Below are 21,868 nucleotides of genomic sequence, written 5' to 3'. Positions count from 1 at the left end.
GCGGCCGCACACCGCCCCGTATCCGGGATTGCCCGCGCCTCCTCCCGCATCCGCGCCCTGTCACCTCGCACCCAGGACTGAACCGACCACCATGCTGCGTACCGCCCTGCGCAACGTCCTTGCGCACAAAGCCCGATTGATCATGACCGCGCTCGCGGTCCTGCTCGGCGTCGCCTTCGTCTCCGGCACCCTCGTCTTCGCCGACACCATGGCGAACGCCTTCCGCAGTGCCTCGGCCCAGAGCCTCAAGGGCGTGGCCGTTTCCGTGCGGGCGGACGACGCCACCGCCACCGACACGGCTGCCCCTGACCCGGCAGACGGTCAGGACGGCACGCCGGCCACCGCCCTCGATGCCGCGCTGGCGCGGAAGATCCGCGCGCTGCCCGGCGTCAGGGAAGTGCGCCCCCTCGTCCATGGCCGGGCCACCTTGGCCGGTAAGGGCGGCCTCCCGGTCAACGCCGACGCCAACGGGCAGAACCTGGCCACCAACTACCTGCCCGGCAAGGACGGCAGGGACAGCCACTACCCGATCAAGGAAGGTCGCGGCCCCGCCGCCGCGGGCGAGCTGGCCCTCGATGCCGGCACCGCGGCGAAGGCCGGCTACCGGATCGGCGACACCGTCCGTTTCGCCACCGACGGCCCTGCCCTGGCCAAGAAGCTGGTCGGCATCGTCTCCACCGACGACCCCCAGGTCACTGCCGGCGGCACCCTGACGCTCTTCGACACCGGGACCGCACAGAAGCTGTTCCACCGCTCCGGCCGCTTCGACGAGATCGCGGTCGCGGCCCGCCCGGGGACCGACGAGTACACGCTGACCGACCAGGTCCAGGCGCTGCTCCCGAAGGAGGGCGCCAGCGCCACCAGCGGCACCCAACTGGCCGCCGAGCAGTCCGCCCAGATCGCCGAGAACACCGGATACTTGACGAAGACGCTGCTGGTCTTCGCCGGCGTCGCGCTGTTCGTCGGCGTGTTCCTGATCGCCAACACCTTCACCATGCTCATCGCCCAGCGCAGCCGGGAGATCGCGCTGCTGCGGGCGGTGGGCGCCTCGCGCCGCCAGGTCGTCCGCTCCGTCCTCATCGAGGCCGCCCTGCTCGGCCTGGTGTCCTCCGTCGGCGGATTCGCGCTCGGCCTCGGCATCGCCACGGCCATGCACCCGCTGCTCAACTCGACGGGTGCCGGGCTGCCCGACGGGCCGCTGGTCATCACGCCCGCGGCTCCGCTGGCCGCGCTCGCGGTGGGCGTCGTCATCACCGTTCTGGCGGCCTGGCTGCCCTCCCGCAGGGCTGCGAAGATCGCCCCCGTGGCGGCGCTCAGCAGTGTCGACCAGGCCCCGCCCGCCCGCGCCCTGCGGCTCCGCAACGTGCTCGGCACGCTGCTCACCGGGGCCGGAGTGCTGGTGATGCTCTACGTCTCCACACTCAAGGGCACCAAGGAGTCGAACCTGTCGGCCGCGATGCTCGGCGGCGCACTGACCCTTCTCGGCGTGATCGTGCTGGCCCCGCTGCTCTCCCGACCGTTGATCGCACTGGCCGGCAAGGCCGCCACCCGCTTCTTCGGCGTGGGCGGCAGGCTGGCCAAGGAGAACGCGCTGCGCAACCCGCGCCGCACCGCCGCCACCGCCTCCGCCCTGATGATCGGGCTCGCCCTGATCACCGGCCTGACCGTCGGTGCCCACTCCGCCCAGCACGCCATGGCCGAGGAGGCCACCCACGGCCTGACCGCCGACTACAAGGTCAACTACAACAGCGCCCGCGGACTCGACACGGACGCCGTCGGCAAGATCGCCCGGGTGCCCGGGGTCGCCGCGGCCGCCCCCGTCACCATGGCGCAGCTCGACACCCAAGGCCAGTCGGCCGTCATCACCGGCACCGACCCCGACGCGTTCGGCAAGGTCGCACAACTCGACTTCCGCGCCGGCTCGCTGCACGACATCGGCCCCGGGAGGATCGCGGTCTCCGACCAGTTCGCCAAGCGAGCCGGCCTCCAGGCCGGCGCCACCCTCGACGCCCAGATGGGCGGCGCCATGGACGGCGGCAAGGCCGCGAAGCGGAAGCTGACGGTCGTCGGCGTCTACACCAAGACCGCCGCCGTCGACGATGCCCTGGGCACGCGCGCCGACGTGCTCCCGTACTCCGTGACGAAGCAGTTCGACAACCTGCTGGTCAAGGCCGAGCCCGGCAGGGCCGCCGGCCTGGAGCGCGCGATCCGCGCCGCGCTCGGCGACAGTCCGCTGCTGAAGGTCCGGACCCAGGAGCAACTCGTCAAGGACAACAACGAGAAGGTCACCACGGTCCTCAGCATGACGTACGGGCTGCTCGGCATGGCCGTCGTCATCGCGATCCTCGGCGTCGTCAACACCCTGGCCATGTCGGTCGTCGAACGCACCCGGGAGATCGGGATGCTGCGCGCCATCGGCCTCGACCGCGCCGGCATCCGGCAGATGGTCCGGCTGGAGTCGGTGGTCATCTCACTGTTCGGCGCGATCCTCGGCATCGGCACCGGCATCTTCCTGGCCTGGGCCGCAGGCGGCCTGACCACGACCTCGATGCACGACTACGAGACCGTCCTGCCATGGGGAAGGCTCGGCGCCTTCCTGGTCCTGGCATGGATGATCGGCGTCCTGGCCGCCATCTGGCCGGCCCACCGAGCCGCCCGTCTGAACATGCTGCGCTCGATCCAGGCGAGTTGACCAAGAGCGGCACCCGCCGACGGAATCCCCCGAAGCCCCCTGAATGCGGCACGGCCGACCAGCGGCCGACGCCGGAGCAGTTCCCGCAAGTTCCCGACAAGTCAAGGAGATTCACGTGTCCACACTGTGCACCACCCCTGCTCGTCGAGGCCCACGGAAGGGCAGCCTGGTGGCGGGTGCCCTCGCCACCGCCTTCCTCACCGGCATCTCCCTGATCGGCTCCCCCACCCAGGCACATGCCGAGGACGGCAACACCTTCCTCAGGACCGAACAGGACGTCATCAACTTCCTCAACCAGAGCCAGAACCGCCTGAACCAGTCGGAAGCCATCAAGGGCTACCCGGCCCAGGGGCAGGACTCGCAGGAGGTCAAGCTCGCAGACGTCGAGAAGGTCTACCCGCACGACCAGGCGCTCGCGGACGTCCCGTCCCAGCTGGGAAGCGGGTTCAACCTCGCATCGGGCGTCACCACCGAAGGCCCCGACATCCGCAGCAGCAGTAGCAGCGACAAGGAGCCCTGGCTGGACAACTGGGACGCCAAGTCCATGTGCGGCCAGCCCAGCCACAACCCCGGCGGCGAGCCGATGCCCTGCGGCTTCGTCGGCCGCCTTGAGACGCCGTACCCGAGGATGCAGAGCTCGGACGCGCAGATGGGCAAGCAGGACTTCTCCTACAAGACCTCGGCCATGGTCGGCCAGGACACCAGCAAGACCCAGGGCTGGTCCATCGGCGGAAACGTCACCTCACACCTGGACATAACCGCCGGACCGGTCAGCGGCGGGACCGGCAGGGAGATCAACTTCAGCTACAGCCAGTCGACCACCACCACCAACAAATGGACGAACACGGTGGACCAGGACCGCAAGGTCTCCATCCCGGACGGCGTACTGGGGCGGATCGAGTCACGCGCCAACGCCGGTGAGTACCTCGGGTACATCGTCTACAAGCTCGACTTCACCAACGGCAACGGCGAGCGGAAACAAAAAATGGTCCTCATCCCCGCCCGCGTCATGATCCAGGCACCCGGCAGTGCGACTCCGCTGTCGTGGATCAAGCGCCAGGACAACTAGCGGCACACCTCCCCATGTCACGGTCGTCGTAGAGCCGGCGGGCGAGCGCGGCCGGTGATGCGCTGGGCGTGATCAGGCGATCGCGTACGGGGCCGGGCAGGGTCTTCCTGTCTGGCCCCGCAGTTGTGGCGTCGGTGAACTGGCCAGGGCGTGGCTGGTGGCGGCGCCGGGCGCAGCCGCTTCATTGCAGGTCAGAAGGGGTGCGACGGTGCCGGTATGGCAGATGTCGCGGAAGAGACCAGGCGACCCTCCCCTGCGACTTCGCTGCCGAGCCAGCTGACGACGGAGCGGGTTGGTAAGGGGGACGCAGGGGGCGAGGAGGAGGGCACGGAGCGAAAGCTGATGCTTGTCCTCGCGCAGACGGCCCATCTGCTCCACGAGCAGGGAAACAACCAGGCGGCTGCCCTCCTGCTGGATGTGGAGGATGTGGAGATTGTCCCCGGTAACCGGTTCGGCGACTGGCAGGACGCTGTGCTGATCGTGCCGCCTTATCTCGTCTCGCGCTTCACAAAGGAGGCCATCGACTCCATCCAGCCAGTCTTCGGCCACGTTGCAGAACGCCACGAGATCGAGATTGGGGGCGTCTCGGCGGCGCCCGCACTTCCGCAGGTCGATGAGAACTGGCGCCAAGCGCTGCAGCAGCGCCTGGCACAGGGCACAGCCTCGAATCAGGCGGCCCGGACTCGGTCCATGAGTGTCGATGCCGTGCTCAGTGCAGATGGTTTCGTCTTTGACTCCCGCGAGGAGATGCGGGTCTACGAGGCGCTCAAGAGGCAACAGGAGATTCTGCCGACCGACTCCTCCGTTTCCATTTTCCCGCTTCCGATGGGCCGTGTGGCCACTGGCAGTGTGTGGACCCCGGACTTCTTGGTGGCCGTGACGGGGCGAGTCGGGATCATCGAGGTCGATGGACCGCACCACAAGGGTCGACTGGCAGCGGACGCGACTCGCGATCGGCATTGGCGCAACAGCGGGATCTTCCACATCGAGCGGATCCTGGTGGAGGAGACGAGCGTTGACTCCGAGATCGACGACCTCGTTGGCGCCTTCCTGAAGCGGCTCCGCGAGTACCGCTAGAAGGTGCAGAGGTGTGAGGAAGCAGCCTGCGCGGGGAGCTGGATCTCGAAGTCGGCTCCCAGACAGCTCCCACGTGACGCGCCGAAGGTGGCGCTCCTCTTCGGTCGCGAACCTCAGCCGACCGGACGGCGGGGTGGTAGCAGGACGGCACTCAGCTCATGCGTCGGAGGCAGTTGCCTCTCGTCTCTCGGCAGCCTGCTTGGCTCATAGTGCGGCTACACGCCCGCCTGGCGTGCGCATGCAGTAGGGGCAACCGCCAAGCTCCTCGAAAGTCTCCCGAGAGCCCAAGTGCCCAAGGTGGCAGCGGACAATCTCGGCCTGGCACCCTTCCGTACTCTAGAAGGGCGGGATGCGGTCGGTGTTGCTTGCCATGTGATCGTTCCTCTCGACACCCTGTCATTATTCGGCACCGGCCGTCAGCAAGTCGGCTCCCGAGAGTTCGCCGAGTGCGCTGGTGATCTCGGTGAGTGGTTCCCGCAGAGCCGACAGGGCGTTGCGCATGTCTGCGGCGTGTTCCCAGCGGCGTTCGTGATCGATAGTGCTTGTGTCAGCTGGCCGGGCTGCTTCGTGGACTTCGAGCGCCGGGTGCCATGTGCTTAGGAAGGGCCGAAGGTGGTCGTTGACGAGAGTGGCCACGAGGTAGGGGAGCCGGGAGGCAGAGGCATTCGGGCCTAGGCGGTGAAGGCAGTCGCGTGCCGTGGTGAACAGGGAGTGGAGCGAGGTTAGGGCCTCTCTGAGTGAGCCCTGTCCATCGGCCAGGGGCTGCACTCCGACGCGTAGGGAGAGCTCGACCTGCAGGTCGAAGGCTGCTGCCCGCTCGATGTCATTGGGTGAGACCGGCGACTGGGAAGGCACGGGGTGCTCCTGTGCTGTGGTCGGAGTGGTTCGGCTTTCCAGGATAGGAGTCGGCCACGATTGCACCAGAGTGTGGAGGAGTGCCTGACGGAGATCCTCTTGTCTGGTGACGTCTTCGTCGTGGCGTCGGACCGCACGTGCGATCAGAGGGTGCACGCTCCAAGCGCGGGCGTCAGGAGCAGATGGGCGGACGACACCGTCACCGATGAGGACATCGATGCCCTCTGCGACGCGCTGGCCGGCTTCGGAAGGTCGAAGGGCGTCGACGCGCGCCAGGGTCTGCTGCAGCGGAGCTTCAGCAAGAGTCGCGGGATGCACGAGAGCGAGGATCCGGAGAATGTCGTTGGCGGAACTGTGAGTCTTGATGCTGCGCGGCAGCAGAGTTGAAGAGCGCGGTGTGTGATCCGATGTCCGCCCGGGCGCAGCGGCACGTTCCCAGCGCAGCAGCACGTCTGTGGTGTTGCTGTGCAGGAGACGGCGCAAGCGCGAAAGGTTTTCATGGGCCATGCGCTCGGCAATGAGATCCAGCGCGAAGGGATGGCCGCCAAGGTCCCGGATGACCTCGTCGGCGGTCAGGTGTTCTGCCGAGTCCGCAGGGAGGCGGCGTGAGGTGAGGAGGTCGTAGGCGTCGGCGTCGGGGAGCGGACCGAGGTCGAGCGGCTCGCCGGAGGCGCCGTAGTGCTGCGACCGCGTGGTGAGCAACGTGGCAGCGAGCATGTGCGGGCTGTGGAGCAGCGCGAGTTGCTCGCGTGACAAGCCGTCAGGGACGCCGTCGAGCACCCAGAGGCAGGGCTCATCTCGCCGTCCCAAAGTGACGGCCAGATGACTGAGCAGCGCATGGAGGGACTTGCCGCGCACGTCGATTCCGAGCGCGGAACTGACTGTTTCTAGTTGACGGAAGTAGCTTTCCAGAGTGCGTTGAGGCGGGCTGTCGGCGGCTGCGTGCAGGTCAAACCAGTAGATGCCGCCGGGGAACGAGGAGGCGAACTGCAGCGCGTACTCCTGGGCCAGTAGCGACTTTCCGATGCCAGGCATGCCCCGGACCACAGCGGTTCGTCCGTGGCCTGTCTGCGATACGAGCGGTGCGCGGTGGCGGTGCAGTGCCGTGTGCAGATGCCACTGTTCGGCCAGCCGGCCTGTGAAGTGCCGGGACCCGGACGGTATCGGAGCTGGCAGCCAGCGCGGCCGTGCTGGTCTGGGGACCCCACCCAACGGGCCTGTCAGCCCACTTACGTACGAGGCAACCCGATCAGCGAGCCGCTCCGCAACACCCTTGTCCGTGATACCTGGCCAGTGTCGGGCATCCCGCAACTCGAGCGGCTGCACGTGGTCCGCGGACTGCTCGGGGTTGATCACCAGGATGCGTCGGCGGGGGTCACCCTCCCGCTGGCCGGCCAGGAAGGCATAGGTCAGCTCCCACTGGCACGCACGACGGCGCGGATATTCGTGTGAATAGAGGGCCAAGAGCACCTTCGACTGGGCCAACGCACGGGAGATGGTGGAGGTGATGCCGGCGAAGTCCTCGACGGCGGTGTCGTCCACGAAAACCCGCAGTCCGCGGTGGCGCAAGGCAGGGGCCAGGAGTTCCAGCAGGTCGGCATCGGATCGGCTGTAGCTGACGAAGACGTCCCAGTCCTCCTCGCCGGTAGCCCGATCCATTTCAGTCCCTTCGCTTGCCTTGCTCGGGGCAGTCTGCCCGAATGCTGATCCTGTCCAGTATCGTGGCGGCCCAGGCTATGGGTGCGACGCGACGTGGGGGATGGCGTGCCGAGGAAAAAGGGCATGGGCAGGCGGCCGGCCGAGGTCGCCGTTAAGTTCACCGTGCCGTTCGTCGGGGAGATCAGCGGTACCTGGCGCCCGGACGATGCCGAGCGAAAAGCCGCTTGGGAGCTGTATGTCGAATTGATCACCCGAGTAAGCGTGATCGAGCTCGGCCCGACTGAGGGCGTCCTGCGCGAAGCGCTGTCCTCGCACTACACGCTCTTCACCACCACACGTGACATCTTGCGTCGCTACGGCCCTGACGTAGCTCCGCGCAGCCGCCAAGGACAGATCACCTTCGGTTCCCTGGCGGTGACGGTCCTGAATGCAGTCGTCCGCCCACTGCTGACCCGCTGGCACCCGGCACTCGCGGAGCACGAAGCCGCGCGGCCGTCTGGTACGGCACCTCAGCAACACGAGCGGGAGTGGGAATGCGAGGCCGAGCTCCGCGAGGAGCTTCGAATCTCCCGGCAGGCGTTGGCTGAACTCGCCCGTGTCCTGGCGGAAGTCGCCGGTGCAGCGGACCTTTTGGACCCGCGATCACCTCGACTCCCCGATCAGCGGGGGGGGGGGCTTAGAAAGCGGGAATGCCCGGTATCTGGGCGGCGACGAAAGATCGCCGTAGGGGTTGCGGCAAGCTGGACTGCTACCCCACCAGCTTCGCCAGCCCCGGCCAGTGGCGTGTACCTCCATGGCTGCAGAGACCTACCACATCGGAGGTTCTCGCAGGCCGCGGAGTGTCGACCAGTGGATGGAAAGTCCAGGTGGCTTCCTGATCGACGCTGCTGCTTGGTCCGCTGCTGTCCGGTTTTGCCTGGTCAGGGAGGTCTTCCTTGACCCCGGGTTCGGTACCGGACGGCCCCTGCTAGGTCATCCGCTCACATATGGAGAGCAGATGACCTACGTAGTCGCTAGCGGGCCCGCGTCAGCTGGGTTGCGGCTGTTCAGCACCGGCAAGGTGTCGCTCACCAGTCACTGCGCAGGGTTTGGGTCTTTCGTGGGTGCCAGGTAGCCAATGCCGGCGTCTGTGATCCACTCAGCAGCCTCAATGCCCAGATTCCAGGGTGCCTGGAGGAGCATGGCGTGCAAGGCGCCTCGATCACGGACGGCTGGCGGCTCGGCTTCCAGTCGCTTGAGCCAGTCTCCATCCGGTCCCCAGTGACGGTCGGTCGGGTTGTCGAGGACGGTGATGAAGCGCTGAACGCGATCAGGCCATGAGGGGTGCAGCCACCATTTGGAGCAGGCAAGTGCCCCGTGGCAGGCCATGTAGAGCAGACCGAAACGGACGCCCTTTTCTTCCATTTGCCCGCTGAACCCACCGAGTCGGCGGTCTGCGTGATCCTCGTACTCTTCAAGTTCTTCCTTCGACTGGGCGAGCTCGCTCAGGGTGATGCCGGTGGGGAGCTTGCGCTTGGGATTCGTCAACCACCGGAAGATCCGATGCGCGAGGAGGTCCACATCTTCCACGGTGACCTCTGCCAGTGCGGCGCTGCTTCCAGAAGTGATCCCGAACTCGGTGGTCCAGCCGGTCAGGCGCTGACGTATGCCGTGGGTGGTGTGGCTGTTGATCCGCATCATGTCGCCGTCGGACAGCCGGCCCTCGGCGTGCCAAGTCTCAACGCAGCTGTTGCGCCAGCAGCTGTTGGTGATGCCAAGCGCAAGGACATCCAGCAACGCGCTGAGGTCTATGGGGTCCACATGGGCCTGGGTCCGCAGCGTTTCTTCGAAGAGCCCCTCGGTCATCATGGCCTGTGTCTCTTCGATCATCTGCTGCACTTCAGAGGACACGTCGCCCTCGCTGCTCATCCTTGACCGCCTCTCTCACATAGTCGGGACGGTGTGGCCGGCGCAGGTAGCTCCAGTGACAGCGGTCGGCTATCGACCACGGCCAGACCATGATGGCTGCCGCGGACCTCCACTGCCCGCCGCATGCCCGTATCAACGCACCCACAGGGGACGATTACGTGATCGACCGGGCAAGTCCCCCGTCGATCGACGACTGCACGTACGTCAGCGGTTCCGGCGCCGGGAAGCTTTGGCTTGCTTCTGGCGCTTCCTGCGCTCCTGTGCTGCGCGACGGTCCGCTCGGATCCTCGCTTCTTCCTCCGGCCCGCGCATGGCTCGGTTGAACGCAGCGTCCACAGCGGCTTCGTCGTCGAGCAGCCACGGAGGGCAGCTCCCAATCCCGGCTGAAGTGTCGTCTTCGAGCGACCGCTCCAGCTCGTCCAACAGGTCCTCTCCCCGCTCGTATTCGATCAAGTCGAGCGGGTGCCCGTAGACGACGCCAGGCCCGACCGGTGTCGAGCGGAACTCGCAGCCGTCGTAGGCGACGATTCCGCCCTTCTGGCCCCGCGCTTCGCCCCGGGGTATCTGCTCCCCGTAGGTGTCCGCCCCCTGGCTTCGGCGAGCTTCCGGACCTCCGAGGAAGGGGCAGATCATCGCGCTGTAGATCATGCACAGACGATGGCCGGGGCCCTCCTGTGTCGGTGCCGCATTCTGAAACTTCCCCCCGATGCCGGCGGCCAGCACCTCGGCCAGCATCTCGGTCTCTTCGGTGTCAACGACGCGCCACAGAGAGCCGGGCGGGACCTCCAAGCCGCATACGGTGCATCTCCGTTGGGTGACACAGAGGAAGACTCGCCTCATGCTCAGCGAGGCGAACTGAGGGACGCCGTTCTCCCACGGTGTGATTGCGGGCACCGGGTAACCGCGGGGGTCACGAGGGCGAGAGGCGATCGCGGGCGGCATCGGAACATCAACAGGACGCATTTTTCATACATTAGCCGGACTGTCCTGTTGCATCGGCTTCAATCCCGGCAGGTCGCGAACTTCGCGACGGCGTCGAACTCGATCGCGTCGACGGGGTAAAACAAGCGCTGCTTGAAATGGAACGGATCCTGAACGTTCTCGCCAGCGGCCGAATGCAGGATCTCGCACCCGGCGACGCCTCGCCTGACGAGCTGCTACGCAGTCTCAAGGAGCGCAAAGCCTGGCGGCGGCAAGTAGCCCGCGGGACAGCTTTCACGCTCTGCCTCGCTGGCATCGTCTTCGCCCTAGCTTCATCTGCCATTGGCGTCGCCCTGGCAACAGCGGCTGCCGCAGGTGCAGTGGCGGCATGGGACAAGATACTTCGCCTGTCCAAAGGGCCTGATGAAATCAGGCCGACGAACGGTTGACCAGCAGCTTCCCGAATCAGGACTCGTGTGGCGGAGAAGCAGGAGCCTCTTATAGAGGTCGGCGGCGCGCGGCGATCCCGCTGCGGTCCACTGAGGCTGAGATAGTTCAGACGGCCGATGCATTCAAGATGTACCCCAGCTGTAGCGGCCCGCGTATCCGCGAGCCAGAACAGTTTCAGCAGAGTCAAGTAGGAACCCTGCTGTCACGTGGCACCTGAGAGCCGAACATGGCTGATTTCACGGGCTTCCTCTCGGCTGCTGGCGACGACAGATCCACAGCGGCGTGATCCAGCTCACCCTGTCGGCTGGCCGGTCGCCCTCACCGCAGCGCCTCGACGGCACTTGCTGGCGCCGCGCACCGGTATCCGCTGTTGCGGTCGACTATCCGTGCAGAGGCAGCGTTGAACGCTGTGGGGACGGCACAGGCGAAGGGGCTGATCCAGGCGCCGGCTTTCAGCTCGCAGCGGCCGGACTTCCCGCAAGGAGACCTGGGCATGAACCAGATCATGGATGAATTGACGGTGGACTGGGCGATGCACGTGGCGGAAGCGGAGCTCCATGCTGCTCTTCCGCGGCGGTGGGTGCACTGCATGGGAGTCGCACGTCGCGCCGCTGCTCTTGGGCAGATCTCGGGTGAGAACGCCGACCTACTGGTGGCTGCCGCAACGCTTCATGATGTGGGCTACGCACCTCGCCTGGCGACGACGGGTTTCCATCCGCTCGACGGTGCCCGGTTCCTCCGTGATGAGCATGGTGCCGATGAGCGGCTGGTGCGGTTGGTGGCGAACCACGTGGGCTCGCCGCTGACCGGGCGGCCGATGGAGATGTTCTCGTACCGCTGACGGATCTCGCCGTCGGTGTAGGCGACGATGCCGGTCTCCTCCAGGCATTCGCGCACCGCGCACTGCGCCGCGGTCTCCCCGATGTCCTGGGCGCCTCCGGGCAGGGCCCACTGGCCCGTGTCGCGACGACGCTGAAGCAGGATCGCACCGTCTCCGTCGACGACAAGCAGATTGCTGGCGGGGATGAGGGTGTTCGCTTTGGGGGCGGTGGGGTCGTTGTGCCTCTGCTTGGACGACATCGACTTCGAAGAGGAAGTCGTCCATGTCCGGCGCCAGATCAAGATGGTGCGGACAAAGCTGTGCTTTGTGCTTCCAAAGGGACGCAAGGTCCGAGACGTTCCCCTGCCCTCAAGTGCGACCAGGGCTCTGCGGCAGCACATGGTGGACTTTGCGCCGGTGCCGGTCACGCTGCCCTGGGGCGACCCAAGTCCTCCCGAGACACCGGTGGAAGCCAAGCACGGTCGGCCGCGGACGTACAGCCTCGTGGTGACGGGGCGCGAGCGGAAGGCGATCAACCGGAACTACTTCAACTCCTATGTCTGGAAGCCGGCTCTGGCCCAGGCCGGCGTGATCGCAGCGTTGGAGACGAGCTCCCAGTACGGGGCCCGGATCTGGGAGCCTTCCCGGGAGCACGGCTACCACGCCCTGCGCCACTTCTACGCCTCCGAGGAGCTGGGGGCAGGCGAATCGATCGTCTCCCTGGCGCGATGGCTGGGGCACTCCGACCCCGGGTTCACGCTGCGGAAGTACTCCCACTTCCTGCCCTGGGCCGGTGCACGAGGCGGCGCCGCCATCGACGCGATCTTCGCGTAGCCGTAGCCGTAGCCGGTGGTCGGCAGAGCCTGTGGAGCGTGGACGTAGCCCGACGCGGGCCCGAAGTCCCAGAGAAGTCCCAGGGATGCCGCCGCACCCCTCCCTGACTCGCTAAGTAGCAGGTCAGACGGGGTGCGGCGGCATTCACGTATCAAATGTCGCGGAAGGTCTCGATCTGGGCGCCGATCGAGTTGAGGCGTTCGGCGAGGTCCTCGTAGCCGCGGTTGATGACGTAGACGTTGCGCAGGACCGAGGTGCCCTCGGCGGCCATCATGGCCAGCAGGACGACGACGGCGGGGCGGAGTGCCGGGGGGCACATCATTTCCGCGGAGCGCCAGCGGGTGGGGCCGTCGACCAGGACGCGGTGCGGGTCCAGGAGTTTGACCTGGGCGCCGAGGCGGGTGAGGTCGGTGAGGTAGATGGCGCGGTTGTCGTAGACCCAGTCGTGGATGAGGGTCTGGCCCTGGGCGGTGGCTGCGATGGCCGCGAAGAACGGGACGTTGTCGATGTTGAGGCCCGGGAAGGGCATCGGGTGGATCTTGTCGAGCGGGGCCTGGAGCTTGGAGGGGCGGACCGTCAGGTCGACGAGCCGGGTACGGCCGTTGTCGGCGCGGTACTCCGTGCTGCGCTCGTGGTCGAGGCCCATCTCCTCCAGGACGGCCAGCTCGATCTCCAGGAACTCCACCGGGACCCGACGGATCGTCAGTTCCGACTCGGTGACGACGGCCGCCGCCAGCAGGCTCATCGCCTCGACCGGGTCCTCGGACGGCGCGAAGTCCACATCGCGGTCGATCTTGGCGATGCCGTGGACGGTGAGGGTGGTGGTGCCGATGCCGTCGACCCGGACGCCCAGCTCCTCCAGGAAGAAGCAGAGGTCCTGGACCATGTAGTTGGAGGAGGCGTTGCGGATGACCGTGACGCCGTCGTGCCGGGCGGCGGCCAGCAGCGCGTTCTCGGTGACGGTGTCGCCGCGTTCGGTCAGGACGATGGCGCGCTTGGGGGCGACGGTGCGGTCGACCTCGGCGAGGTAGGTGCCGTCGGTCGCGGTGACCTCCAGCCCGAAGTGCCGCAAAGCCGTCAGATGGGGCGTGACGGTCCGGGTGCCGAGGTCGCAGCCGCCCGCATACGGCAGCTTGAAGTGGTCCATCCGGTGCAGCAGCGGACCGAGGAACATGATGACGCTGCGGGTGCGGCGGGCCGCCTCCATGTCCATGGCGTCCAGGTCGAGTTGGGCCGGCGGTACGATCTCCAGGTCGTTGCCGTCGTTGATCCAGCGGGTGCGGACGCCGATGCTGCCCAGCACCTCCAGGATGCGGTAGACCTCCTCAATACGGGCCACCCGCCGCAGAGTTGTGCGGCCCGCGTTGAGCAGCGTCGCGCACAGCAGCGCGACGCAGGCGTTCTTGCTCGTCTTGACGTCGATGCTGCCGGACAGCCGGCGGCCGCCGACGACCCGCAGATGCATCGGTCCGGCGTATCCGAGCGAGACGATTTCGCTGTCCAGGGCTTCGCCGATGCGGGCGATCATCTCAAGGCTGATGTTCTGGTTGCCGCGTTCGATGCGATTGACCGCACTCTGGCTGGTGCCGAGCGCCTCGGCGAGCTGCGTCTGTGTCCAGCCACGGTGTTGCCTGGCGTCACGGATGAGCCTGCCGATGCGTACGAGGTAGTCGTCTGCCATGGGGTGACCGTATCTCAGATATGAGATTGATGTGTCATTGCGGGGTCCTCTCGGGGTTGTTCTACTACTATGCAAACAACTGGAGGTCGCCATGGTCGTCATGAAGCAATCCGGGGCGTCCGCCCCACCCGCCGGCACCCGTCGGCGGGGCTGGCTCGCCGCCGCGCCGTTCATCGTCGTCACCCTCACCCTCGGCGCGCTCTACGCGTGCGTCGCCGGCCGGCTGCCCGACCGGCTCGCGTCCGGCTTCGGCCTCGACGGCCGGCCCAACGGCTACTCCTCGCCGCAGGCGTTCCTTGTGGTGTGTCTGGTGGTCCTGTTGGTGCTCGGGGCCGGTATCGGCCTGTTCATCCGGCACCGCACGCCGGTCTGGGGCGGGCGCGTCCTGGTCGGGACGGGCTGGTTCACCGCCGTCACCCTGGGGGCTCCGGTGGCCGCGATCCTGCTCGGGAACGCCGGTGCCGCCGGACCGGGTGCGGTGCGACTCCCCGCCTGGCTGCTGGCCGCCACGCTGGCGGCGGGCGCCGCGGCCGGCGTCCTGGCCTGGCTGCTGGCCGGCCCCGACGCCCCGGCGCCCCGCACCGGAACGGGCGCCGCGGGCCGCCTCGACCTGCCCGCCGGCGTCCGGGCCGGCTGGTCACGCACCGTCAGCTCGCTGCCGCTGGCCCTCGTGGGCGGCCTACTGACGGCCGTAGGAATCCTGCAGATCGTGCTCGGCGCCCTGCTCGGCGGTGCGGTGATGGGCCTGGGCGGCGCGCTGGTCGTGGGCTGCTGCTCCGCACGGGTGACCGTCGACCGCCGCGGGCTGACCGTCCAGCCGGCCCTGCTGCCGTTTCCGCTGCGTCGGATACCGCTCGCCAAGGTGGCGGAGGCGACCAGCCGCTCGATCGCGGCACTCTCCGAGTACGGTGGCTGGGGATACCGCATCCGGCCCGGCGGCAGTGGCCTGCTGCTCCGTTCGGGGGAGGGCGTGGTGCTCCGCCTCACCAACGGCCGGGAGTTCGTGGTGACGGTCGACGACGCCGCCACCGCCGCCGCCCTGCTCAACACCTACCTCGACCGCCGGCGCTCCGGAGAAGGAGGCTGACGTGCTGTTCCGCGTCGACCCCGGCTCGTCCGTCCCGCTCGGCGACCAGATCGCCGCCTCGGTCCGCGGCGCCATCGCCGACGGCTCGGTCCGCGCCGGGGAGCGTCTGCCCGCCGCCCGCGCGCTGGCCGCCTCCCTCGGCGTCAACGTCCACACCGTGCTGCGGGGCTACCAGCGGCTGAAGGAGGAGGGGCTGATCGAACTCCGCCGCGGCCGCGGCGCGGTGGTCACCGGAGCCGCCTCCCCGGCCCGCGCCCGTCTCGGCGAGGCCGCCGAGCGGTTGATCGCCGAGGCCCGCCACCTGGGCCTGAGCGACGAGGAGATCGTGCGGGTGGTGCGGCTCGGGCTGGACGGGGGATGAGCCGGGCCCGGGAGGGCGGTTGGCACCGGCGCGGGTGGGGCACGCGAGCGGGGACGGGGTTTCCGGAGGGCCGTGTTGGCGGCCGGGGCGGGAGGCGCAGATGCGGACACCGACCGGCGAGCACCGGCCGGAGCCACCGCCGGCCACCGTCGCCCTGCTCCGCGCCTTCCTGACGGGCCTTCCTGACGGGCCTTCAGGAGCGGGTGTCGCTGCGGGCGCTCTGGGCGCACGGCTCGCTGGCCGGCGGCGACTGTCAGGAGGGCCGCAGCGACCTCGATCTGGTCGCGGTCCTCGACCGCCCCGTCGCTCCGCAGGAGGAACGCCGCCTGGCGGAGCTCCACCGGCAGCTCGCCGACACCGGCGGCCCGCCGGCCCGGGCGCTGCACTGCGCCTACCCGGACGGCACCGCACCGGACGACCCCGCGCACCCCCATCTCGCCTGGGCACACGGCAAGTTGACGCACCGCCCGCTCACCCCCGTCACCCGCCGCGAACTCCACACCTTCGGCCTGGTCCTGTACGGCGACGGCCCCACCGCGCTCGTACCCCCGGTGACCGACGCCCGGCTGACCGGCTTCGTCCTCGCCGACCTGCGCGGATTCCGGCGACCCGCACGTGCCCGCCCCGAATGCTGGCTGCGGGACATCTGGGTGGACCTCGGGCTGCTGACCCTGGCCCGGGCCACGGTGACGCTGCGGGACGGCACCCTGATCAGCAAGCGCCGGGCCCTGCCCGTCCTGGCCGGCCTGGGCGCGCCGGCCCAGGTCCTCGCCGACATCCGGCACCGGCGCTACGGCCCCGACCCCGGCGCCCCGCCGCCACCGGACCGCGCGGCCGGAGCACCGGAGTCCCACCGCGCGGGCTGGCCGCTCCGGCGCGCCGAGCTGACCCGTGCCTTCCTCGGTCCGGCGATCGACCGGACGCCGGCCGTGTACGGGAGCGCCTGGGTCGCGGGGTGTCCGAGGGCCGAGCCGGGCGGCCGGGCGCAGCGTGGCGGGCCTGACATGTCGCAGCGATTGTTGAGCGTTCTCACCGAAGGGTGAGTCCCGAGTCGCGCGAAACCTGACGGAGGAGAGTCGGGTGGGGCCGCTGACGCTCCTCCGCCCCGTGTCTACGTCAAACCGCATCTCAGAACACGATCGAGCGCTGCCCGGCCTGCAGGCCCCCATGCCGGCTTGCCACCAGGAAGGCCCCGATCTCCGTTCTGGCCCATCAGCATGAGGAACAGGCTTTTCAGAGCAGCCAGCCCGCGGGCGCGCCGGATCGTCGCCTCGTCCGCATGCGCGTACGCGTCGAAGAACCGTGAGGCGGCGCCTGTGGGAAGGACTACCCAGGCGGCCGCGAGGTCCCACGCCGGGTCGCCGGCGAACATGTCACCGAAGTCGATCACTCCCGAGAGCGTCCCGTCCGAGACGACGACATTTGCGGGATGCAGGTCACCGTGCACCCATACCTGCGGGCCCTCCCACTCCGGGGCCGCAACGGCGTCATCCCAGACGGCCCGGACCTCGTCGGCAATGCTGCCGGGGACAACGGCTTGAAAGAGGTGGTCGAAACCGTCCGTGCACTTCTTGGGGTGAGCGCCGCGGTCCGAACTGGTCGGCGCCTCGGCGGGCGCCTCCGTATGCAGCGCCCTGAGGAAGCCCGCCAGTGTGTCGGCCGCGTGGTCGCCGCGGCTGATCGAGGTGTGGTCCAGTGGCTCGCCAGGAACCCACGTCATGATGGTCCAGGGCCTGGGGAAGCGCGCGGACGGTTCACCGATCCGCACAGGGTTCGGAATCGGGAGCGGCAGGCACGGGGCCAGGACGGGCAGCCATCGGCACTCCTTGCGCTGGAGATCCGGGGCACGTTCTGTACGCGGCACGCGCACGGCCAGCTCGTCCCCAAGGCGCCACTGCTGGTTGTCCCATCCGCCCGCCACTTCGCGGAGGGCTAGCTCCGCAAGGTCCGGGTGCTGCTCCTCCAGTAGGTCGCGGACCAGGCCCGCGGTGATCTCGATCTCGGAGTCGGTCATGCGAAGCCACGGTACTGGGCAGGCCGAGCGGTTCTCGCTCTCGTCGAAGGAGTCCAGACCGAAGTCGCCGGGAACGGGATTCCCCCCACGGCCTGCGAAGGCAGCCACGCAACCTTCGCTGAGAAAGCCCAGCGGTCACCGATCTTCGCTGAGAGCGCTCAACCTCCGCTGCGAGAGATCAGGGCCGTCGGGGCATGACCCGGCAGCAGCGATGTACTAGAGTTATCTCGACATCGAGATATCTGCCGGAAGGCGTACCGCTGCCGTATTTAGTTAGGCGTACCTAACTAAGGTTCACCTTAGCGGATCGGCGAGGAACCTGTGACGGCAGGATTGCGGTGGTACGCGCGAAATCATTGAAGGAGACTGTCGTGTCGGCGAACAGCTTCGACGCCCGTAGCACGCTGCAGGTGGGCGACGAGTCGTACGAGATCTTCAGGCTGGACAAGGTGGAGGGCTCGGCCCGTCTGCCCTACAGCCTCAAGGTGCTGCTGGAGAACCTGCTCCGCACCGAGGACGGCGCGAACATCACCGCCGACCACATCCGTGCCCTCGGCAACTGGGACTCCCAGGCGCAGCCCTCGCAGGAGATCCAGTTCACGCCGGCCCGCGTGATCATGCAGGACTTCACCGGCGTGCCGTGCGTCGTGGACCTGGCGACCATGCGCGAGGCCGTGAAGGAGCTGGGCGGCGACCCGGCGAAGATCAACCCGCTGGCGCCGGCCGAGCTGGTCATCGACCACTCCGTCATCGCCGACAAGTTCGGCACCAAGGACGCGTTCGGTCAGAACGTGGAGCTGGAGTACGGCCGCAACCGCGAGCGCTACCAGTTCCTGCGCTGGGGCCAGACCGCGTTCGACGAGTTCAAGGTCGTCCCGCCGGGCACCGGCATCGTCCACCAGGTCAACATCGAGCACCTGGCCCGCACGGTCATGGTCCGAGGCGGCCAGGCATACCCCGACACCCTCGTCGGCACCGACTCGCACACCACCATGGTCAACGGCCTGGGCGTGCTGGGCTGGGGCGTCGGCGGCATCGAGGCCGAGGCCGCGATGCTCGGCCAGCCGGTCTCCATGCTCATCCCGCGCGTGGTCGGCTTCAAGCTGACCGGTGAGCTGAAGCCCGGTACGACCGCCACGGACCTCGTGCTCACCATCACCGAGATGCTGCGCAAGCACGGTGTCGTCGGCAAGTTCGTCGAGTTCTACGGCGAGGGCGTCGCCGCCACCTCGCTCGCCAACCGCGCCACCATCGGCAACATGTCGCCGGAGTTCGGCTCCACCGCCGCGATCTTCCCGATCGACGGCGAGACGCTGAACTACCTGAAGCTGACCGGCCGTTCGGAGCAGCAGGTCGCGCTGGTCGAGGCGTACGCCAAGCAGCAGGGCCTCTGGCTGGACCCGCAGGCCGAGCCGGACTTCTCCGAGAAGCTGGAACTGGACCTCTCCACCGTCGTCCCGTCCATCGCCGGCCCGAAGCGCCCGCAGGACCGCATCGTCCTCGCCAACGCCGCCGAGCAGTTCAAGCAGGACGTCCGCAACTACGTCGACACCGCCGACGAGGCGGGCGAGGAGTCCTTCCCGGCCTCCGACGCCCCGGCCGTCCACAACGGCGTGCCGTCCAACCCGGTCACCGTGACCGCCCCCGACGGCTCGACCTACGAGCTGGACCACGGCGCCGTCACCGTCGCCGCGATCACCTCCTGCACCAACACCTCGAACCCGTACGTCATGGTCGCCGCCGCCCTGGTGGCCAAGAAGGCGGTCGAGAAGGGCCTGACCCGCAAGCCGTGGGTCAAGACCACCCTCGCCCCGGGCTCGAAGGTCGTCACCGACTACTTCGACAAGGCGGGCCTGACCCCCTACCTCGACAAGGTCGGCTTCAACCTCGTCGGCTACGGCTGCACCACCTGCATCGGCAACTCCGGCCCGCTGCCGGAGGAGGTCTCCCAGGCCGTCAACGACCACGACCTGGCCGTCACCTCGGTGCTCTCCGGCAACCGCAACTTCGAGGGCCGGATCAACCCCGACGTCAAGATGAACTACCTGGCGTCCCCGCCGCTGGTCGTCGCCTACGCCCTCGCGGGCTCCATGAAGGTGGACATCACCACCGAGGCCCTGGGCATCGACCAGGACGGCAACCCGGTCTACCTGAAGGACATCTGGCCGACCGAGGCCGAGGTCAACGACGTGGTCGCGAACGCGATCGGCGAGGACATGTTCAACAAGTCCTACTCCGACGTCTTCGCGGGCGACGCCCAGTGGCAGGCGCTGCCGATCCCGACCGGCAACACCTTCGAGTGGGACGCCGAGTCCACCTACGTCCGCAAGCCCCCGTACTTCGAGGGCATGCAGATGGAGCCCGCGCCGGTCCAGGACATCTCCGGTGCCCGCGTGCTGGCCAAGCTGGGCGACTCGGTCACCACCGACCACATCTCCCCGGCCGGTGCCATCAAGGCCGACACCCCGGCCGGCAAGTACCTCACGGAGCACGGCGTCGAGCGCCGCGACTTCAACAGCTACGGCTCCCGCCGCGGCAACCACGAGGTCATGATCCGCGGTACGTTCGCCAACATCCGCCTGCGCAACCAGATCGCGCCGGGCACCGAGGGCGGCTACACCCGCGACTTCACCCAGGCCGACGCACCGGTGTCGTTCATCTACGACGCCTCGCGCAACTACATCGAGCAGGGCATCCCGCTGGTCGTCCTGGCCGGCAAGGAGTACGGCTCCGGCTCGTCCCGCGACTGGGCGGCCAAGGGCACCGCGCTGCTCGGCGTCAAGGCCGTCATCGCCGAGTCCTACGAGCGCATCCACCGCTCCAACCTCATCGGCATGGGCGTGCTGCCGCTGCAGTTCCCCGAGGGCGCCTCGGCGCAGTCCCTCGGCCTGACCGGCGAGGAGACCTTCTCCTTCGCGGGTGTCGAGGAGCTCAACAACGGCACCACCCCGCGCACGGTGAAGGTCACCACCGACACCGGTGTCGAGTTCGACGCGGTGGTCCGCATCGACACCCCCGGTGAGGCGGACTACTACCGCAACGGCGGCATCATGCAGTACGTGCTGCGGAGCCTGATCCGCAAGTAACCGCACGCGGTACGGCCACGAGGGCCGCACTCCCCGGACGGGGGGTGCGGCCCTCGCGCTTGTGCTGCAGACAGCCGGAAGAGCAGCTGGAGAACAGCCGGGAGAACGGCTAGGAGAACAGCTTGGTGTAGATGTTCCAGCCGGTGCCGATCTGGACGCGGGCCCGGTACGGGCTCGCGGCGTTGCCGGTGCCGTAGTAGGCGTAGAGGCGGCCGGAGCCGTCCCGCGCCACGAAGTCGGTCTTCCCGTCGAGGTTCACGTCGCCGGTGGAGACCAGGGCGTTGTAGCCGCCCCAGCCGGTGCCGATCTTCTGGCGGGCCGCGAACGGCGCGCTCTGGTCGCCGGTGCCCTTGTAGAGGTACAGGTCGCCGGTGGACTTCTCGCGGGCGATGATGTCGGCCTTGCCGTCACCGGTCAGGTCGCCCTTGCCGGTGATCAGGTCGTAGATTCCCCAGCCGGCGCCGACCTTGGTGCGGGCGGTGACCCGGCCGTCGGGGTAGCCGAGGTACATCCAGAGCACACCGGAGCGGTCGCGGGCGAGGATGTCGTACCCCTGGGCGCCGCCCAGGTTGCCCGGCGAGAGCACCTTGTCGTAGATGTTCCAGCCGCCGCCGATGTGGACGCTGTCCGGGGCGGCGGCGTTGCTGAAGTACAGGTCGCCACCGGGGGTCCAGAGCCAGACCCCGTCGCCGATGCCGTCGCCGTCGTTGTCCACCGCCTGCTGCTCGGCGCGGACGGCACCGTCGTCGTCGACCTTCTGGCGGGCCGTGAACTTGCCCGAGCCGTCGACGTCGTAGACGTACGTGGCACCGGAGGACTCCACCCCGAAGAGGGTGAAGACCGGGTTGGCCGCGTCGGCGGTCGAGCCGGTGCCGGTGGCACCGCCGGTGATCGCGTTCGGGGCCTGGGCGGGCGCCTGCGGAGGAGCCTGGACGGCGTTCCGGGTGGCCGCGCCGGGGTTGTCCGCCGCGAAGGAGGTGCCGGCAGCGGTGCCGGCGAGCGCGACGGCGATGGCCGCGGTGGCGAGACGGGACAGGGCCCGTCCACGCCTGCGGCCGGAGAGTATTGCCACGTAGTTCTCCGTGTAGGGGATCGAAGGGTGTCCGGCACGACGACGGCGCGCCCCCGGTGGGGGCGCGCCGAAGGTGTCCGGAGCTCAGGATCCTGTCACGGGTTCTTCATCTGTCAACTACCTTGGCGTCGGCGCGAACGGCTCCCCTTCCGCCCGTACAACCTTTTCCCCACAGACGATTCGGAGTTGCGGGCACGAACCCGGCGAACCGAGCGAGAGACCCCGCCCGCACCACTCCCCGACGAAGCCGGCCCCCGTCGCTCTGTCCCGCTCCGCGCCTCT

Annotated in this window: 15 protein-coding genes and 2 pseudogenes; 10 read left to right on the top strand and 7 right to left on the bottom strand. The window is 68.4% G+C overall.

Annotated features, from left to right (window positions below):
* The first annotated feature begins 91 nt into the window (after positions 1–91).
* The 3 genes from B073_RS0104945 (at position 92) to B073_RS42685 (ending at position 4,838) form a co-directional block, all read left to right on the top strand.
* Complete coding sequence (locus B073_RS0104945; RefSeq protein WP_018536984.1) at positions 92–2,692, top strand: ABC transporter permease; 2,601 nt, start codon at positions 92–94, stop codon at positions 2,690–2,692.
* Positions 2,693–2,807: 115 nt separating this feature from the next.
* The gene (locus B073_RS0104940) at positions 2,808–3,761 is read left to right on the top strand and encodes a hypothetical protein (protein ID WP_158690090.1); all 954 of its coding nucleotides are present in this window, start codon (positions 2,808–2,810) and stop codon (positions 3,759–3,761) included.
* Between the two features lie 216 nt (positions 3,762–3,977).
* Positions 3,978–4,838, top strand: a complete 861-nt coding sequence (locus B073_RS42685; protein ID WP_018536982.1) for a hypothetical protein — start codon at positions 3,978–3,980, stop codon at positions 4,836–4,838.
* A 399-nt stretch (positions 4,839–5,237) separates the two neighbouring features.
* Here the strand turns inward: B073_RS42685 and B073_RS0104930 are convergent, their stop codons facing one another.
* The 3 genes from B073_RS0104930 to B073_RS42680 all read right to left on the bottom strand — a co-directional run bounded on the left by B073_RS0104930 (position 5,238) and on the right by B073_RS42680 (position 9,995).
* Entirely contained in the window at positions 5,238–7,352 is a 2,115-nt protein-coding gene (locus tag B073_RS0104930; protein ID WP_018536981.1) for a toll/interleukin-1 receptor domain-containing protein, read from the bottom strand.
* Positions 7,353–8,426: 1,074 nt separating this feature from the next.
* Complete coding sequence (locus B073_RS0104925) at positions 8,427–9,260, bottom strand: hypothetical protein (RefSeq protein ID WP_018536980.1); 834 nt, start codon at positions 9,258–9,260, stop codon at positions 8,427–8,429.
* Between the two features lie 204 nt (positions 9,261–9,464).
* Positions 9,465–9,995 (bottom strand): hypothetical protein, encoded by a 531-nt coding sequence (locus tag B073_RS42680; protein WP_158690089.1) that lies wholly within the window; start codon positions 9,993–9,995, stop codon positions 9,465–9,467.
* Positions 9,996–10,339: 344 nt separating this feature from the next.
* Here B073_RS42680 and B073_RS43585 point away from each other — a divergent pair, with 344 nt between their 5' ends.
* Positions 10,340–10,630, top strand: coding sequence for a hypothetical protein (locus tag B073_RS43585; protein ID WP_234024994.1), 291 nt, complete (start codon positions 10,340–10,342; stop codon positions 10,628–10,630).
* 506 nt (positions 10,631–11,136) lie between these two features.
* Positions 11,137–11,421, top strand: a pseudogene (locus tag B073_RS39125) (HD domain-containing protein); the annotation flags it as partial.
* On the opposite strand, the pseudogene B073_RS43580 reads toward B073_RS39125, so the two are convergent.
* Positions 11,421–11,711, bottom strand: a pseudogene (locus B073_RS43580) (NUDIX domain-containing protein); the annotation flags it as partial. The pseudogenes B073_RS39125 and B073_RS43580 overlap by 1 nt on opposite strands.
* Before the next feature lie 139 nt (positions 11,712–11,850).
* Here B073_RS43580 and B073_RS0104910 point away from each other — a divergent pair.
* Positions 11,851–12,285: an integrase gene (locus B073_RS0104910; protein ID WP_026247069.1), complete on the top strand. Its 435-nt coding sequence runs from the start codon at positions 11,851–11,853 to the stop codon at positions 12,283–12,285.
* Positions 12,286–12,436: 151 nt separating this feature from the next.
* On the opposite strand, the gene B073_RS0104905 is transcribed toward B073_RS0104910, so the two are convergent.
* Positions 12,437–13,966 carry a helix-turn-helix domain-containing protein gene (locus B073_RS0104905; RefSeq protein WP_018536976.1) on the bottom strand — a complete coding sequence of 510 codons (1,530 nt, stop codon included), beginning with the start codon at positions 13,964–13,966 and terminating at the stop codon, positions 12,437–12,439.
* A 100-nt stretch (positions 13,967–14,066) separates the two neighbouring features.
* Here B073_RS0104905 and B073_RS0104900 point away from each other — a divergent pair, with 100 nt between their 5' ends.
* The 3 genes from B073_RS0104900 (at position 14,067) to B073_RS0104890 (ending at position 16,457) form a co-directional block, all read left to right on the top strand.
* Positions 14,067–15,053 carry a hypothetical protein gene (locus B073_RS0104900; RefSeq protein ID WP_037810937.1) on the top strand — a complete coding sequence of 329 codons (987 nt, stop codon included), beginning with the start codon at positions 14,067–14,069 and terminating at the stop codon, positions 15,051–15,053.
* 1 nt (position 15,054) lies between these two features.
* Positions 15,055–15,414 carry a GntR family transcriptional regulator gene (locus B073_RS0104895; RefSeq protein ID WP_018536974.1) on the top strand — a complete coding sequence of 120 codons (360 nt, stop codon included), beginning with the start codon at positions 15,055–15,057 and terminating at the stop codon, positions 15,412–15,414.
* 182 nt (positions 15,415–15,596) lie between these two features.
* The gene (locus B073_RS0104890; protein ID WP_026247068.1) at positions 15,597–16,457 is read left to right on the top strand and encodes a nucleotidyltransferase; all 861 of its coding nucleotides are present in this window, start codon (positions 15,597–15,599) and stop codon (positions 16,455–16,457) included.
* A gap of 68 nt (positions 16,458–16,525) precedes the next feature.
* Here the strand turns inward: B073_RS0104890 and B073_RS0104885 are convergent, their stop codons facing one another.
* Positions 16,526–17,428 (bottom strand): aminoglycoside phosphotransferase family protein, encoded by a 903-nt coding sequence (locus B073_RS0104885; protein ID WP_018536972.1) that lies wholly within the window; start codon positions 17,426–17,428, stop codon positions 16,526–16,528.
* Positions 17,429–17,799: 371 nt separating this feature from the next.
* On the opposite strand from B073_RS0104885, the gene acnA reads away from it, so the two are divergent.
* The gene (gene acnA / locus B073_RS0104880; protein WP_018536971.1) at positions 17,800–20,514 is read left to right on the top strand and encodes an aconitate hydratase AcnA; all 2,715 of its coding nucleotides are present in this window, start codon (positions 17,800–17,802) and stop codon (positions 20,512–20,514) included.
* 109 nt (positions 20,515–20,623) lie between these two features.
* On the opposite strand, the gene B073_RS0104875 is transcribed toward acnA, so the two are convergent.
* Complete coding sequence (locus B073_RS0104875; RefSeq protein ID WP_018536970.1) at positions 20,624–21,586, bottom strand: FG-GAP repeat domain-containing protein; 963 nt, start codon at positions 21,584–21,586, stop codon at positions 20,624–20,626.
* Between the last annotated feature and the right edge of the window lie 282 nt (positions 21,587–21,868).

The sequence above is a fragment of the Streptomyces sp. MspMP-M5 genome, from assembly GCF_000373585.1.
Classification (GTDB): domain Bacteria; phylum Actinomycetota; class Actinomycetes; order Streptomycetales; family Streptomycetaceae; genus Streptomyces.
This window is presented reverse-complemented; position numbering and strand designations above follow the sequence as displayed.

Excerpts from the sequence above, each read along its gene's own strand:
- B073_RS0104910 (WP_026247069.1), top strand. The coding sequence starts at position 11,851 with ATGGTGGACTTTGCGCCGGTGCCGGTCACGCTGCCCTGGGGCGACCCA.
- B073_RS42680 (WP_158690089.1), bottom strand. The coding sequence starts at position 9,995 with ATGCTGGCCGAGGTGCTGGCCGCCGGCATCGGGGGGAAGTTTCAGAAT.
- B073_RS0104945 (WP_018536984.1), top strand. The coding sequence starts at position 92 with ATGCTGCGTACCGCCCTGCGCAACGTCCTTGCGCACAAAGCCCGATTG.
- B073_RS42685 (WP_018536982.1), top strand. The coding sequence starts at position 3,978 with ATGGCAGATGTCGCGGAAGAGACCAGGCGACCCTCCCCTGCGACTTCG.
- B073_RS0104905 (WP_018536976.1), bottom strand. The coding sequence starts at position 13,966 with ATGGCAGACGACTACCTCGTACGCATCGGCAGGCTCATCCGTGACGCC.
- B073_RS0104885 (WP_018536972.1), bottom strand. The coding sequence starts at position 17,428 with ATGACCGACTCCGAGATCGAGATCACCGCGGGCCTGGTCCGCGACCTA.
- B073_RS0104930 (WP_018536981.1), bottom strand. The coding sequence starts at position 7,352 with ATGGATCGGGCTACCGGCGAGGAGGACTGGGACGTCTTCGTCAGCTAC.
- B073_RS0104900 (WP_037810937.1), top strand. The coding sequence starts at position 14,067 with ATGAAGCAATCCGGGGCGTCCGCCCCACCCGCCGGCACCCGTCGGCGG.
- B073_RS43585 (WP_234024994.1), top strand. The coding sequence starts at position 10,340 with ATGGAACGGATCCTGAACGTTCTCGCCAGCGGCCGAATGCAGGATCTC.
- B073_RS0104925 (WP_018536980.1), bottom strand. The coding sequence starts at position 9,260 with ATGAGCAGCGAGGGCGACGTGTCCTCTGAAGTGCAGCAGATGATCGAA.